The 14571-nt window shown below is 62.8% G+C and carries 9 protein-coding genes; 3 read left to right on the top strand and 6 right to left on the bottom strand.

Translation table 11 applies throughout. From position 1 onward, the window contains the following. Positions 1–89 precede the first annotated feature (89 nt). Positions 90–2312 (top strand): methyl-accepting chemotaxis protein, encoded by a 2223-nt coding sequence (locus AC3WUT_RS02650; RefSeq protein WP_492345503.1) that lies wholly within the window; start codon positions 90–92, stop codon positions 2310–2312. A gap of 60 nt (positions 2313–2372) precedes the next feature. Here the strand turns inward: AC3WUT_RS02650 and AC3WUT_RS02655 are convergent, their stop codons facing one another. Further along, positions 2373–3992: a methyl-accepting chemotaxis protein gene (locus AC3WUT_RS02655; protein WP_492345504.1), complete on the bottom strand. Its 1620-nt coding sequence runs from the start codon at positions 3990–3992 to the stop codon at positions 2373–2375. Positions 3993–4242: 250 nt separating this feature from the next. Further along, positions 4243–4959, bottom strand: coding sequence for a glutathione S-transferase N-terminal domain-containing protein (locus tag AC3WUT_RS02660; RefSeq protein WP_492345505.1), 717 nt, complete (start codon positions 4957–4959; stop codon positions 4243–4245). Between the two features lie 239 nt (positions 4960–5198). Here AC3WUT_RS02660 and AC3WUT_RS02665 point away from each other — a divergent pair, with 239 nt between their 5' ends. After that, positions 5199–5522 carry a nucleotide pyrophosphohydrolase gene (locus tag AC3WUT_RS02665; RefSeq protein WP_492345506.1) on the top strand — a complete coding sequence of 108 codons (324 nt, stop codon included), beginning with the start codon at positions 5199–5201 and terminating at the stop codon, positions 5520–5522. 22 nt (positions 5523–5544) lie between these two features. Here the strand turns inward: AC3WUT_RS02665 and AC3WUT_RS02670 are convergent, their stop codons facing one another. Continuing rightward, entirely contained in the window at positions 5545–6882 is a 1338-nt protein-coding gene (locus tag AC3WUT_RS02670; protein ID WP_492345507.1) for an MFS transporter, read from the bottom strand. 1629 nt (positions 6883–8511) lie between these two features. Between AC3WUT_RS02670 and AC3WUT_RS02675 the strand changes: the two genes are divergently transcribed. Beyond that, positions 8512–10860: a putative bifunctional diguanylate cyclase/phosphodiesterase gene (locus tag AC3WUT_RS02675; protein WP_492345508.1), complete on the top strand. Its 2349-nt coding sequence runs from the start codon at positions 8512–8514 to the stop codon at positions 10858–10860. 29 nt (positions 10861–10889) lie between these two features. Here AC3WUT_RS02675 and dinG read toward each other — a convergent pair whose 3' ends face one another. Genes dinG through AC3WUT_RS02690 form a run of 3 tightly spaced genes read right to left on the bottom strand, consistent with a single transcriptional unit; the run spans position 10890 to position 14520 of the window. Then, complete coding sequence (gene dinG, locus AC3WUT_RS02680) at positions 10890–13028, bottom strand: ATP-dependent DNA helicase DinG (RefSeq protein ID WP_492345509.1); 2139 nt, start codon at positions 13026–13028, stop codon at positions 10890–10892. Further along, on the bottom strand, positions 13025–13708 hold the full coding sequence (locus tag AC3WUT_RS02685) for an ankyrin repeat domain-containing protein (RefSeq protein ID WP_492345510.1): 684 nt from the start codon (positions 13706–13708) through the stop codon (positions 13025–13027). Before AC3WUT_RS02685 ends, dinG begins: the two co-directional genes overlap by 4 nt. Next, a complete protein-coding gene (locus AC3WUT_RS02690; protein WP_492345511.1) occupies positions 13705–14520 on the bottom strand; it encodes a TatD family hydrolase in 816 nt (271 codons plus the stop codon). The genes AC3WUT_RS02685 and AC3WUT_RS02690 overlap by 4 nt, the downstream gene beginning before the upstream one ends. Positions 14521–14571 lie beyond the last annotated feature (51 nt).

Consider the following 14571-nt stretch of genomic DNA (forward strand, 5'->3'; position numbering starts at 1 on the left):
AGACACACTCTCATTCGTTTTGATGTCTTGTATGCAAGGCGTCCAGGCTGGAAATCTGTTCTGGCCGCGCGCCTGATGGGAGTTTGATGATGACTGATACGCACGCCTCATCGCGTGAGATGGGCCTGGGGACTCGCCTGTCACTGAGTAATTTCCTGTTGGTCCTGGTGGTGCTCGCAGCCCTGATCGGTGCGATCACCTGGTCGACCGCGCGCTCCATTGAGCAGCGCGCCACCCTTGAGGTGCAGGACCGAACCGAATTGCTGACCAAGCTGGTCCGTGCGACAGACGACGACCTTCGCCTTCGCACAACCGAACTGGGCAAGGCCTTCAATGCGCGCCTGGACAAGCGGGTCAGCCTCGGTGGCGAGACCATCGAGATGGGGGGCAAGCCTGTGCCGGTGCTGAATTGGCAGGGCCGCCCACTCAATGCCGACACCAGCGTCATTGATGAGTTCTCGCAGCTGACCCGCAGCACGACCACCGTGTTCGTCAAGAGCGGCGATGATTTCGTGCGGATCAGCACCTCTCTCAAGAACGAGCAGGGTCAACGCGCGACCGGCACGCTGCTGGAACGCCAGCACCCGGCCTATCAACTTGGCTTGCAAGACCAGCCCTATGTGGGGTTGATCGCGTTGTTCGGCCGCCAATACATGACCCGATACGACCCTCTGCACAACAGCGACGGCAAGCTGGTCGGGATGACCTTTGTGGCGCAGGACTTCACCGAATACCTCGGCATTCTGAAGAAGACCATCCGTGAACTGAAGATCGGAGAAACCGGGTACTTCTATGTGCTCGATGCCCGCACGGGCCCCCAGCAAGGCGATCTGGTCATCCATCCGGCGAAGGAGGGCAAAAACATGCTCGAGGCCAAGGATGCCGATGGGCACCTCTTCGTGCGCGAAATGCTGGAGCGCAAGAACGGGGTGCTGCGTTATCCCTGGATCAATGCTGAACTCGGCGAAACCCGGCCACGCGAGAAGGTGGTGGCCTTCACCTACCTCAAGGAATGGGACTGGGTGGTAGCTGGCGGCACTTACATCGACGAGTTCTCTGCCGAAGTCGTGCACATGCGCAATCTTTATGGCAGCTTGGGCTTGGGCATCGTGCTGCTGATCTCGCTGGCCGGGTGGCTGATGTTCCGCAAGCTGGTGGTGCAACCGCTGGCCGAGGTGGGACAAGCAGCCGACCGGATCGCGCACGGCGACCTCACCGTGAAACTGTCGGTTCGCCGGCGTGATGAAGTGGGCCTGTTGCAAGAGGCCATCAATCGCATCGGCCAGGGCCTCACGAGTGTGGTCCGCACTGTTCGAGACAATGCCCAGAGCGTGGCCAGCGCCAGCGCCCAAATCGCTGAAGGCAACCAGGATCTCAATGCCCGGACCGAAAGCCAGGCCAGCTCGCTCGAAGAGACGGCAGCCTCGATGGAGCAACTGGGCTCGACCGTGAGTCAAAACGCCGCCCACGGACGCACGGCCAGCGAGCTTGCGGTCCATGCCAGCCAAGTGGCCAGCCGCGGCGGTGCCGTGGTGGCCGAGGTGGTGCACACCATGCATGGCATCAATGACAGTTCTCGTCGCATCGCTGACATCATCAGCGTGATCGATGGCATCGCCTTCCAGACCAACATCCTGGCCCTGAATGCCGCCGTTGAGGCCGCACGCGCCGGCGAGCAGGGTCGAGGCTTTGCCGTGGTGGCCTCCGAAGTGCGCAGCTTGGCCCAACGCAGTGCGGAGGCGGCCAAGGAGATCAAGACCCTCATCACCGCCAGCGTCGAGCGGGTTGAGCAGGGCAGTGAACAGGTCAACCAGGCCGGCCAGACCATGCAGGAGGTGGTGGAGGCCATTCGCCGGGTCAGTTCCGTGGTCGGAGAAATCAGCACGGCCAGCGGCGAGCAGAGCGCCGGCGTAGCCCAGGTGGGTGAGGCCGTGACTCACATGGACCACGCCACGCAGCAGAATGCGGCCCTGGTGGAAGAAATGGCCGCCGCCGCGGGCAGCCTGCGCACCCAGGCCGAGGATCTGGTGCAGGCCGTGTCGCTGTTCAAGCTGGAAGGGGGGGCGCCTGCCCCGAGCCGCCGCAGGCTCACAACGGCAGCGGCGGCACCGGGGGCACCCGCACCGAGCGATAAGGCTGTGTCGTATGCGGCCACGACCCAGCCGACGGGGGAGGGTGGTCGCCCAGCCTTGAAGCTGGCCACCCAGGCAGCGCCCCAATCCATGGGCGCTGGGTCAAGCCCCTTCTCGCGGATACGAGAGAAGAGCGGCGCGGCAGCGACAGCCTCTGAACCCGATTGGGAAAGCTTCTGAACCGACTCGCGCGAGACGCCTGAGTGATTCCGCGTGCTCCGAGGACTGAGGCTGCCGCGTTCAGTCAGCAGGCAAGCGCTTGAATTCCCGACGCAAGGCCACGGCATCCAGATCGGCGATCGAGGCTTCACCGTGAGCGAGGCGGAACAGGCGCATCGAGTGGCTGACCTCATCGACCTCAAGGTGCAAAGCCTTGGCTGCCGCCGCCAGTTGCTCGACCAGGGCCGCATTCTGCTGGGTGATCGAGTCCATGTCGGCCACCGCCGAGTTGATCTGAGAGATGCCCCCCTGCTGCTCGGCGGCTGAGTGACTGATTTCGTGCAACACCATGCTGACCTTGCCCACCGCGGCCAGTGCCTCGTCCATGCGCCCGCGGGCGGCCTGGGTCTGCTGGCTGCCACTGTCGATGCGCTCGGAGGACTCCACGATCAGCTGGCGAATCTCTTTGGCTGCACCCGCCGTGCGTTGCGCCAGGGCCCGCACCTCGGACGCCACCACGGCGAAACCACGCCCGCTCTCGCCGGCCCGGGCCGCCTCGACGGCAGCGTTCAGGGCCAGGATGTTGGTCTGAAATGCCACCCCTTCGATCAAGTGGATGATTTCACCGATCTTGTGCGACGACTCGGTGATGCCCGTCATCGTCTGAGCCACCGATTGAACCGCCTCGTTGCTGCGTCCGGTCACATTGGACGTCTCGGTGGCCAGGTGCGCCCCCTGGGCCGCAGCAGCGGCACTCTGGCTGACCATGCTGTTGATTTCCTCCATGGCGGCCGCGGTCTTCTCCAGGCTGGCGGCCTGGGATTCCGTGCGGGTCGACAGGTCATGGTTGCCCGCAGCCACCTCACGCACGGCATCGCCCAGGTAATCGACCTGTTGGCGCACGTCGCGCACCACCGTGCGCAGATTGACCGACAACTGATGCAGGCTTTGCTGCAACTGCCCCAGCAGACCGGAGTCGCCGGTCTTGATTTCTTCGGACAGGTCGCCGGAGGCCAGGCGGTTGGCATCGTTCATGATCTGGCGCAAGGGCGCCACGGCCCACGCATGGGTGAGGTAACCCGCGACCAATGCCGCCACCAAAGCGGCCGCTGCGGTGATGCCGGAAGGGGCACCGAGTGCGATGCTGGCCCAGGTGACACCCGCCACGGCGGCATACAGCACGCTCATGCGCAGGGGCCTGAGCCCTTGCATGACTTGTTGCCAACGGCCTGCCAGACCGGTGCGCAGCACAGCGCCTTGGCGCAGCACATGCCGCAGGTGGCCTTGTCGGGCTTCTTCTCGCATCACGGCGTACAGCGCTTCGGCAGCTTCAATCTCTTCGCGGCGTGGGGCGGTGCGGACCGAAAGATAGCCTGTGATGCGTTGGCCATCGCGCATGGGAGTGGCATTGGCGCGAACCCAGTAGTGATCGCCGTCCTTGCGCCGGTTCTTGACCAGACCGGTCCAGGGTTGCCCTTGTTGCACGGTGTCCCACATGTCGCGGAACGCCTCGGGAGGCATGTCAGGGTGGCGCACCAGATTGTGGGGCTGGCCCAGCAATTCCTCTTTGGGGTAGCCGCTCAGTTCGATGAAGTCCTGGTTGCAATAGGTGATGCGCCCCTTGGTGTCTGTCACCGACACCGGGGTCATGCGGGGTGGATAGAGATGCTCGCGCTGTGTGACGGGTTCATTGATTCGCATGAAAATCTCTATGGGGGCCACTCACCACAGGGGCGGCAGCTGGGTGGTTCACGACAACACAACGGTGACGCTTTGACACTGACAGCCTTGAAATGTAAACCGCCCAGGCCGCTCGCAAACAGATCGCTCCCGCAAAATCGGCATATTCAACAAGAAACCCCGGTCAATCCTGATCGAATCTGTCACTTGTGAGGACTTGAATCAACAGCCGCAAGACTTTTCATCAGATCAAGGCCGCAGCACAGCAGCCTCAGTCTCGCGCGGGAATGTTCAGCCCCCGCTGCACGGCCGGGCGTGCCACAAAGGACGACAACACCCGTTGCACCTGCACAAAATCAGCCTGACCGACCAGGTCACCCGCTTCGTAGAAACCGAACAGATTGCGCACCCATGGCCAGATGGCGATGTCGGCAATGCTGTAGTCCTCGCCCATGATCCAGGTGCGCCCTTGCAGTTGCTGCTCCAGCACCCCCAGCAGGCGCCGGGATTCGGCGACATAGCGGTCGCGCGGGCGCTTGTCCTCATAGTCCTTGCCCGCAAACTTGTGGAAGAAGCCCAACTGGCCGAACATGGGCCCGACGCCGCCCATCTGGAACATCAGCCATTGCAGCACCTGGTATCGGCGCGCCGGGTCGGCCGGCAGCAACTGCCCTGTCTTTTCGGCCAGGTAGACCAGGATGGCGCCCGACTCGAACAAGGCCAGGGGCTGGCCACCCGGCCCTTGTGGGTCCAGGATGGCCGGGATCTTGTTGTTGGGGTTGAGCGAGAGAAATTCGGGCGACAGCTGATCCTGGGTCTGAAAGCTCACCAGATGGGCTTCGTAGGGCAGGCCGATCTCCTCCAGCATGATCGACACCTTGACCCCGTTGGGCGTGGGCAGCGAATACAGCTGAAGCCGATCGGGATGTTGTGCGGGCCATTTGTGGGTGATGGAAAAAGAGGAGAGGGTGGAGGAGGGGGTGCTCATGGCGTTGCCGGTGCTGGGGCGCGACCCGGGTCAGGGCCGCCCATTGGTTGGATAAACCGCCATTGGAACCAGTGCGCGCAGGGCCTGCAAGCGGCGACGTTGGTGCCACGGTTCATGGCAGGGGCATGTTCGCCACACCGTGCACGCGCCAGTCCGGCCAGCCTGCTGGATGCCCGCCCGCATCGCTGAAAATCCGGAGGCGGGCCGCTGCTGCGCCCAAACCACTCAAGGACTTCAAGATGGATCTGTCTGCCCTGCAGGCCACGTTGCGCCAGTTTGCCGCCGAGCGCCACTGGCAGGCTTTTCACAACCCTAAAAACCTGGCCATGGCCTTGATGGTCGAGGCCGCCGAGCTGACAGAGATCTTTCAGTGGATGACGCCCGACGAAGCGGCGCGCACCCGCGAAACACCCGATGTACAGCAGCATCTGGGCGAAGAAATGGCCGATGTGCTGTTGTACCTGCTGCAGCTGGCCGACCACACCGGGGTCGACCTGGAACAGGCGGTGGCCGATAAATTGATCAAAAATGCCCAGAAGCACCCGCCGCTGCCGCCTGCATGAAGCTGGGGCAGGGCGGGGGATTTCAGCGTGGTGTGCCAGCGCCCGCCGTCGGGACAGGGCTGACATGGCCCCGGGCCACGAACGGCACCAGGCCCAGCACGAAACCAAGCACCGACAGGGCGCCCACGTAGTGCGCCGGTGCCAGCACGTCTTTTTGCAACCAGGTGGTCATGATGATTGGCGTCAGCCCACCAAACACGGCATAGGCCATGTTGTAAGCAAATGACAGGCCGCTGAATCGCACCCGGGGTGGAAAGGCCCGCACCCCCACGATGGGCACGATGGCGATGGTGCCCACAAACAGGCCGGTGATGGCGTAGTGCCACAGCAATGAAGCCGGCGTTCCGGGCAGGTCGGTGTAGAACAGGTAGCTGCTGATCAGCAAGCCAGCAAATCCTGTCAGCATCACAGCCCGCGTGCCCAGGCGGTCGCTGGCCCAGCCCACCAGAATGCATCCCACGCTCAGCATCAAGGTAGCGAGGGCATTGGCCTGCAGTGCCAGGGTCACCGGAATGTGGTGGGTCTTTTGCAGGTAGGTTGGGGTGAACAGCACCACCACCACGATGGCGGCCGAGAGCACCCAGGTCAACAAGGCCACCACCACGCAGGCCCAACGATGCTCACGCAGCACGGTCTTCACAGGCAGTTCTTCGGCAATGTGGCGCAGTTGCGCCAGTTCTTTGAAGATCGGGGTCTCTTGGAGAAAGCGTCGCAGGTACACCGACACCATGCCGAAGACGCCCCCCAGGATGAACGGAATGCGCCAGGCAAACCCCTGCACCTCGGCGGCTTCGTAATGGCTGTTGATGCCGATGGCCACCAGAGAACCCAGCAAGATGCCGCCGGTGATGCCCGAGGTCAGCGTACCAATGCCCAGGCCGTAATGGCGCCGCGGCACGTGTTCGGCCACAAACACCCAGGCGCCGGGCATTTCGCCGCCAATGGCAGCCCCCTGCAAAACCCGCATGGCCAGCAGCAGCAAGGGCGCTGCGACGCCAATCGAGGCATAGGTGGGCAACAGGCCGATCACCAGCGTGGGCAGCGCCATCATGAAGATGCTCAGCGTGAACATGCGTTTGCGGCCCAGCTTGTCGCCAAAATGCGCAATCACGATGCCGCCCACCGGTCGCGCCAGGTAGCCCGCCGCAAAGATGCCAAACGTCTGCAACTGGCGGAGCCAGTCCGGCATGTCGGCGGGAAAGAACAGACCGCCCAACACCGTGGCAAAAAAGACGTAGATCACAAAGTCGTAAAACTCCAGTGTGCCCCCGAGCGCGGACAGCGCGAGGGTCTGGTAGTCATGGCGATTGAGGGGACGGTGTGGTGCCTGTGGCGCCACACGCTCGGAAGTGGAAGTCATGAAAAGCCTGGATGGGTCGCCGGTGTGGCGACAATGCGTGACGAAGGCCGCAGGTCGTGTGGCAGGATTTCAGCTGTTCAGGGGCCTGGGGGTGGACGGCCACACGCACGCAGACCACGATGGCGACCTGCGCTTGGAACAGATTGGGCTGCGTTGCACCGCCCAAGCCTCCATTTTAGGGTTAACCCTAGATCCGAATCGGAGTCAGGGCTTCTGGTGGCCCGGCTTTGGCCCACAGGCCAAGGCCTGTCAGGTGTTGCCAAGCCGCCTGCAGCCGGGCCTAGCGGCGGAGCTGTCTGTTGAAAGAGCTGCTGAATGAGTTGCCCGAACGGCCCAGCATCGTGCTACATCTACTTTATACAATGTATATTATGTCAAATATCAGGCGCAGAACGAATACGCAGAATGAGCCCTCGATTGCCGCATTGAATTCCACACCCCATCGGGACTGCTCCAAGGGTTGCGCATCTCCTATGCCCCCTGACATCAGCAGGATCAAAACACGAACTCGCACTCGAAGCGGGCCACACCATCACTGACCAGCATCACCTGGTGCCGTGTGGCTGTGCAACGCCATCTTTGGCGCATGGCATCCAGCCCCTGTGGGGGATCGAACAAGGCATCTTGAGCGAAAGCCGCCGCACTGGCCTCGCCGGCCGTGCGCGCTGATTCGTACTAGAGGTCGCCAATAGGCGATCTGGGCGCAGACGGCCACCGGGTTCAGTGTGCCCTGCCACTGGCCGTGCTCGTGGGCGGGGCGAAACCGATGGGCATGTGGCGGGGTGTGCCGAAATGGCGTGAAGAGAAGATAGGTGGTGCGCCTTTTTGATCAGAGGTTTGCCGCCCTTCAGGAATTGCTCTAGTAGCTCTTGCTCGTCCAGTGAGTCAACCAGCCTCATCGTTGCCGGCTCATACAAAGGTTCCAACCAGCCCAAAACAAGCCTTTGACGTCACTCCCCTCACCGGCCCTCCGCCCAGGCGTTCATGTGGGGGCTCGTATGGCATCCAGGTAGGCCATCGACTCGCTGAATCCGCTGCAGAGACACCCTGCCGCGTGCCTTGTTCAAGCGGTCCAACCACAGCGGACGCTTGCGATCATGCGTGCCCACGAGCACGTCCAGTTTTCCATCGAAAACACAGGTATTGCACTGATCCTCAAGCTGAGGCAGCCATTGGCGTCGGCAGAGAGGATCGCCCTCACTGTCCACACGCGGTACCACCGGCGCCCTGCAAGCTCTCGAAACGAATGGATCTTCTGTGTGCTGGAAATTGACATCGATAAGTGATGCTTATCGTGTTTTATTTAATTTAAGATGTGTAATCGCACATGCTATGTGTGATTACATACCTTTATCGCTTATGACCTTGATTGAGGCGCCGGCAGGGCCAAAGCCGCGGTGCGCGAAGCCCCTCAGCGTTCGAGGGTGTGACGAGTGCCAAAGTTGAGGCATGCGCCAGTCAACACGTCTTCGCTGTGGCGCTGGAGAATGCCGTGGTGGTTTTTCAATGGGTCACTTATGATCAATTGCCCATTGATACAAATAAGGGGGACTTCATGCCAGCCTGCTTCGTTGAAGCGCATCGGGTGAACCACGGCAAAGGATGCTGCACCAAAGGAATGCAGGAACCGTGACCTCAGACCTCCCTCACGCCCAGAGCGCATCCGCCCTGAACTCGCAGGAAAGGCACTTGCTGAGTGCTGAGATCTTGACCCTGGTGTACGGGTCGACCCGGCGAAGCACATTGGTGGCCCTGTTGGTGGCAGCCACGGTTCTGGCCCTGCAGCACGGAGACGCCGCACGGGTGCCGTGGTGGGTCTGGGCAGGCTTGACGATGCTGAGCTACGGCGCCCGTGAAATGCTGGCCTGGCAGTTTCGTACCCGTTCCAGTTCAAACACACCGATGGCACGCTGGCTGCTGGCGTACCGGGTGGCCACGGCCGCCTGTGGCTCGGTGTGGGGCCTGGCCGGATGGTTCTTCTACCCGGGTGGCGACACAGTGGGCCAGGCTTTTCTGGTGGTGATCCTGGTCGGTGTGTCCAGCGGCGGCATCATGGCCTACCTGATCGATCCCCCGTGTGGTCGTCTGTTCTGTGCAGGCATCTATTTCCTGGCATTGCCCGGCTTTTTGACCCACGGCAGTTCCTTTTCGGTGTCGCTGGCCCTGATGTTGGCCTTGTTCATGGTCTACATCAGCTTGTCCAGTGCATCGATGTCCCACCACTTGCGTGAAAACATCAGCCTGCGCATCGTGGCCAATCAGCGTTCACAGGCGGTCCATGAGATGGCCGAACGCCAAGCGCTGCACATCCAGCAAACGCCAATGGGCGTGATCGAATGCGACACCCAATTCAAAGTGACGGTCTGGAATGCCGCCGCTGAATCGATGTTTGGCTACACCGCCCAAGAGATGCTGGGCCAGCCCCTGACCGTTTTGATGCCCCCCTGGGAGCGTGAGCGGGTGAGGCATGTCATGCGCCATCTGTTTGCGAATGGCCTGGCCCAGAACAACCAGAGTGAGAACCTGCGCAAGGATGGCCAGATCATCATCTGCGATTGGTTTGCCACGCCGCTGAAAGACATCGACGGCCGAATCATTGCAGCGGCCGCGCTGGTGGTGGACAAGACCGAGGCCCAGAAAAACCTCGAGGCAGTGCACCAACTGGCCTATTACGACATGCTGACCGGTTTGCCCAACCGTCGCCTGCTGCTCGACCGCATCGAACAGGCCTTTGCCCTGAGTGCACGGCAGCAGGACCATGGCGCCGTGGTGTTTCTCGACCTGGATCGCTTCAAAACGCTCAATGACATGAAGGGCCATTCTGCGGGTGACCTGCTGCTCAAACAGGTCGGCACCCGCTTGCGAGAGATGATGCGCAGCCATGACACGGTGTCGCGCTTTGGGGGTGACGAGTTTGTGGTGGTGCTGGAGGGCCTTGGCGAGCAGCAGGAGACGGCCTTGATGGGCTGCCGACAGGTGGCGCAAAAGATCATCACCGAACTGAACAAGCCCTTCGACATCTCGGGCTTCGAGTACCAGACCTCGCCCAGCCTCGGCATCTGTCTGTTCCTGGCGCATGAACTGAGTGTCAATGAAGTCTTGAAGCGGGCAGACATGGCCATGTACCAGGCCAAGCAGGCCGGACGCAACACCGTCTGCTTTTACGACCAGACGCTGCAGCCGCAACTGGAGGCGCGGGCGAATCTGGAGGCTGACTTGCGCCATGCCATCGCCCAATCGGAGCTGGTGCCCTACTACCAGGTGCAAGTGGATGGACAAGCCGAAGTGCTGGGGGCCGAGTTGTTGCTGCGCTGGCGTCATCCGCACCGGGGCTGGGTGTCGCCGGCCGACTTTGTGCCGATTGCCGAGGAGTCCAACCTGATCTGCGAGATCGGGGAATGGGTGCTGCTGACCGCCTGCCGGCAGCTGCATGCCTGGCAGGGGCAGGCCGGGATGCAGGACCTGCGCCTGTCGATCAACGTCAGCGCGCGCCAGGTGGAGAGAAGCGACTTCGTCGAATCGGTGGCCCGATGCCTGGACGAAACGGGCTGCCCGGCCGGGTTGTTGCGCCTTGAACTGACTGAAGGTCTGATGCTGCGACGAAGCCAGGAGCTGATTGCCAAGCTTCAGGCCTTGCACGCCCTGGGGCTGTCGCTGTCCATCGACGATTTCGGAACCGGCTACTCGTCCCTGTCGATGCTCAAGCATTTCCCGCTGGATGAGCTCAAGATCGACCGCAGCTTCGTCTCCGATCTGCCAGGCAACACCGACGATGCCACCCTGATCAAGACCATCATTGCCATGGGCCGCAACCTCGGCCTGGAGGTGATCGCCGAGGGCGTCGAAACGGCGGCCCAGTTTGAGTTTCTGCGCCAATCGGGTTGCATGGCCTACCAGGGCTATCTGTTTGGCCGCCCCTCAGCCATCGAAGATTTCGAGCAACAGATGAAGGCCCGCGCCACCGCCTTGCAAGCCTGAGGCCCTGCCCTGCCCCGGCCAGGACCGGCTCAAAGGTCGAACACCTGCCCCTGGTTGTTGCGCTTTTGGCGCTTGAACGGAGGCAGGCCGGCCAGCAGACGCTGGCCAAAGCTGGTGCTGATCAGGCGCCGGTCGTAGCAGTAGACATGGGCCTCATCGGTTTCACTGCGAATGGCACGCCCCACCCACTGAGCCAGGCGGATGCTCACCGCCGGCACCACCAGCTCCATGAACGGATCACGCCCCTTGGAACGCAGCCACTGGGATCGAGCCGAACTGACTGGATCGGAGGGCGGCGCAAAGGGAAGCTTGCAGATGAAGACGCTTTCACACAGCCGCCCGGGCAGATCCAGGCCCTCACCGAAAGACTGCATGCCGAAGATGATGGAGGCGTCGCCCCGCTCCACCTTTTCGCGGTGGCGCTGCAGCAGGGTCTGCCGCGGCAGATCGTTTTGCACCAGCACCCGGCTGCGCAGGCTGCCGCTGAGGCTGTCGACCGCGGTGCGCATCTGGTCGCGCGAGGTGAACAGCACCAGCGCACCAGCCTGCACCTGGGCCAGGTCCGCCATCAACTCTTTGCACATGGCCTGGTTGTACTCGGCGGCACGTTTGGGGTCGGCCGGCGTATCGACTGCCACAAAATGCCCTTGCCTGGCGAAGTCAAAGGGGCTGCTGACCACCCGGGTACTCACGTTGTCCAGCCCGCGCAAGCCGGTTTCGTTGAGGAAGAAATCAAAGCTGCCGCAACTGGTCAAGGTGGCCGAAGTGATCACCACGCCACGGGCCTTGGCCCACAGCTTGTGGCGCAGGGCACTGGCGGGCAGGATGGGACTGGCCGAGCCCGTGATCGACAGAAACTCGCCATACAGACCAAAGGTGAACCAGCGCGCCGCGGGCACTTCGGTCTCCAGCAGCATCAGTGCTGCCCAGGCCTGCACGGCTTCCAGGCGTGGTGCCAACACCCCCAGCTGAACGTAGTGGGTGGCCAGTTCTCGCGAATCTTCCGGGCGTTCCTTCATCTGGGTGCGCAAAGCCGCCGAGATGGCCTGCAGGTGCTTGAGCATGGCACCTGAAAGGGTAAGCACCTCGCTGACCGGATTGCTCAGCACCGCAGGCAGCGGCCCGATGGGCAGCAACTCCACGGGTTCATCGCTCAAGCCCCGCGGCCGGTACAGGGCCAGCGCCTGCTGCGCCACCTCGTTGAGGTGGACCTTGAGCGCACTGCCCTGCCCTGTCAGTTCGGCGGCCGCATCCAGGTCCAGCATTTCAGCCGTCTTGCGGGCGCGCAAGGCCAGTTGCTCCACCCAGCGCAGCCGGGTCAGGTCGGTGCTTTCCTGAAAATGGTTCAATGCCACGGCGGGCAGGTGGTGGCCCTCGTCCAGCACCAGCAGACAGTCCGACAGATCGGGCAGCGTATTGCCGTTCAGTGTGGCCAGCAACAGGTCGTGGTTGGCCACAATCACCTGCGAGGCCGCCAGGGCCTTGCGCTGGTCAAAGTAGACGCAGTCCTGGTAGTCGGGGCAATGCTTGGCCGTGCAACTGCTGGCCTCGGCCGCCACCGGGCTCCACATCTCTGGACTGGGCGGAACGGCCAGGGTGTCCCGATCGCCATCCCAACGGCGCTCCTTCAATTCGGCGGCCATCTGGCGGTAGAAGTGAAGCTGGTATTCGGTGGGTGCACGCCCGTTGCTGGACGCACTGGGGGCGTTTCCGGCCGGCAACTCGTCGGCAAACAGGTCGGGCTCGCCTTCGCCGTTGACCCAACGCATCAGCTTGTACTTGCAGACGTAGCGCCCGCGCCCCTTGGCCAGGGCGTGGGTGAAAGGCTCGGGCATCAACTGGCTGAGCAAAGGCAGATCCTTGTGCACCAATTGCTCTTGCAAGGCCACGGTGGCGGTCGAGATGATGACGCGGGTCTTGCGCGCCAGGGCGGCGGCAATGGCGGGGGCGGCATAGGCAATCGATTTGCCCACGCCGGTACCTGCCTCGATCACGGCAAAGGCGCGCTCGGGCTCTTCCTCACACTTGCCCAGGGTGGGCGTGCTGAAGGTCTGTGCCACCAGTTCGGCCATGTCGCGTTGGCCCGCGCGGGCTCTGAAACCGGTTGAAGCGGCCACCACATGGTCAAACGCGGCCAGAGCGGTGGCCTGGGTTGTCTCTGCGCTCACCAGGTGCCCCGCGGCTGGCGGGCGCGCAAGGCCGCGGCAATGGCCTCCACGTTGGCACTTCGGCCTACTTGCTGCGCAAAGTCGATGGCGGTCAGGCCTTTCTCGTTGCGCAGCGAGGCATCAGCCCCCTCCTCGATCAGCACCTTGAGCACATCGCTGCGCCCATACATGGCCGCCATCATCAGCGGCGTGCTGCCATTGGGCGAGGCGGCATCGATGTAAGCAGCGTTGTCCAGCAGCAGGCGCACCATCTCCACCTGGTTCTGAGAGGTGCCGGAGGCCGCGTAGTGCAAAGGCGTCCAGCCGGTCTTGTTGACATCGGCGTCGTGCTCGATCAGCAGCTTGGCCAGGGGCAGATCACCCCGGATGGCGCACAGCATCAGCGCGCTTTCACCCTTCTTGTTGCGCACTTCGGCCTCGATGTTGGGCGCGCTCAACAAGGCCTCGACGGCACGCATCGATTGCAGGTCCACCGCCATCATCAGGCCGGGCTGGCCGGCTTCATCCACCGTGTTGGGATCAAAACCACGCCGGATCAAGGCCTGGATGGTGCTCGCATCGTTGCGGCGGATGGCGGTGAAGAAGTCTTCAAAAGACCCGGCACGCGCCGGCAGGCTCACGAGAGCCAGGCCTGCGCTGGTCCCCAGGGCAATCAGACATTGGCGGCGGCTTGTTTTCATGCGGCACTCCCGGCGACTTGGTTCACCACACCACGGAACAGACGCTCGAAGTTCGCACTGGTCAGTGCGCCCACCGCCTCTGCGCTCAAGCCACGCAGTTGCGCGATCTGGGCCGCCACAAGGGGCACGTACGAGGGGTTGTTGGTCTTGCCACGGTAGGGTACCGGGGCCAGATAGGGGCTGTCGGTTTCGATCAGCATGCGGTCGAGCGGCACAAAACCGGCCACTTCCCGCAGATCGCTGGCACTCTTGAAGGTCAGGATGCCGGAAAACGAGATGTAAAAGCCCAGGTCCAGCGCGGCTCGGGCCACCTGCAGGCTTTCGGTGAAGCAGTGGAATACACCGCCGGCGGCGCCTTCGCGCCCGTCTTCACCCAACTCGCGCAACAGGGCCAGGGTGTCGTCGGAGGCGCTGCGGGTGTGGATCACCAGCGGCTTGGCGCAGGCCTGCGCTGCGCGGATGTGGGTTCGAAAGCGCTCGCGCTGCCACTCCATGTCGGCCACGCTGCGCTCGCCAAGCCGGTAGTAGTCGAGGCCGGTCTCACCGATGCCCACCACCCGCGGCAATGCCGCACGCTGCAGCAAATCATCCAGACTGGGCTCCAGCACCCCTTCGTTGTCCGGGTGAACGCCCACCGTGCACCAGAAATTGTCGTGCTGCAGAGCCAGCGCATGGACGGATTCAAACTCCTCCAGCGTGGTGCAGATGCAAAGGGCTCGGTCAACCTGGGCATCGGCCATGGCACGCCGGATGGCGGGCAAATCGGCGGTCAGCTCAGGAAAAGTCAGGTGGCAGTGGGAGTCGACAAACATGAAAAACTCAACGGAAAGGCCCGCGACAGGGCGGGCGTCATTCAAACAGGG

The organism is Curvibacter sp. EU05-FHT14A10, assembly GCF_058791075.1.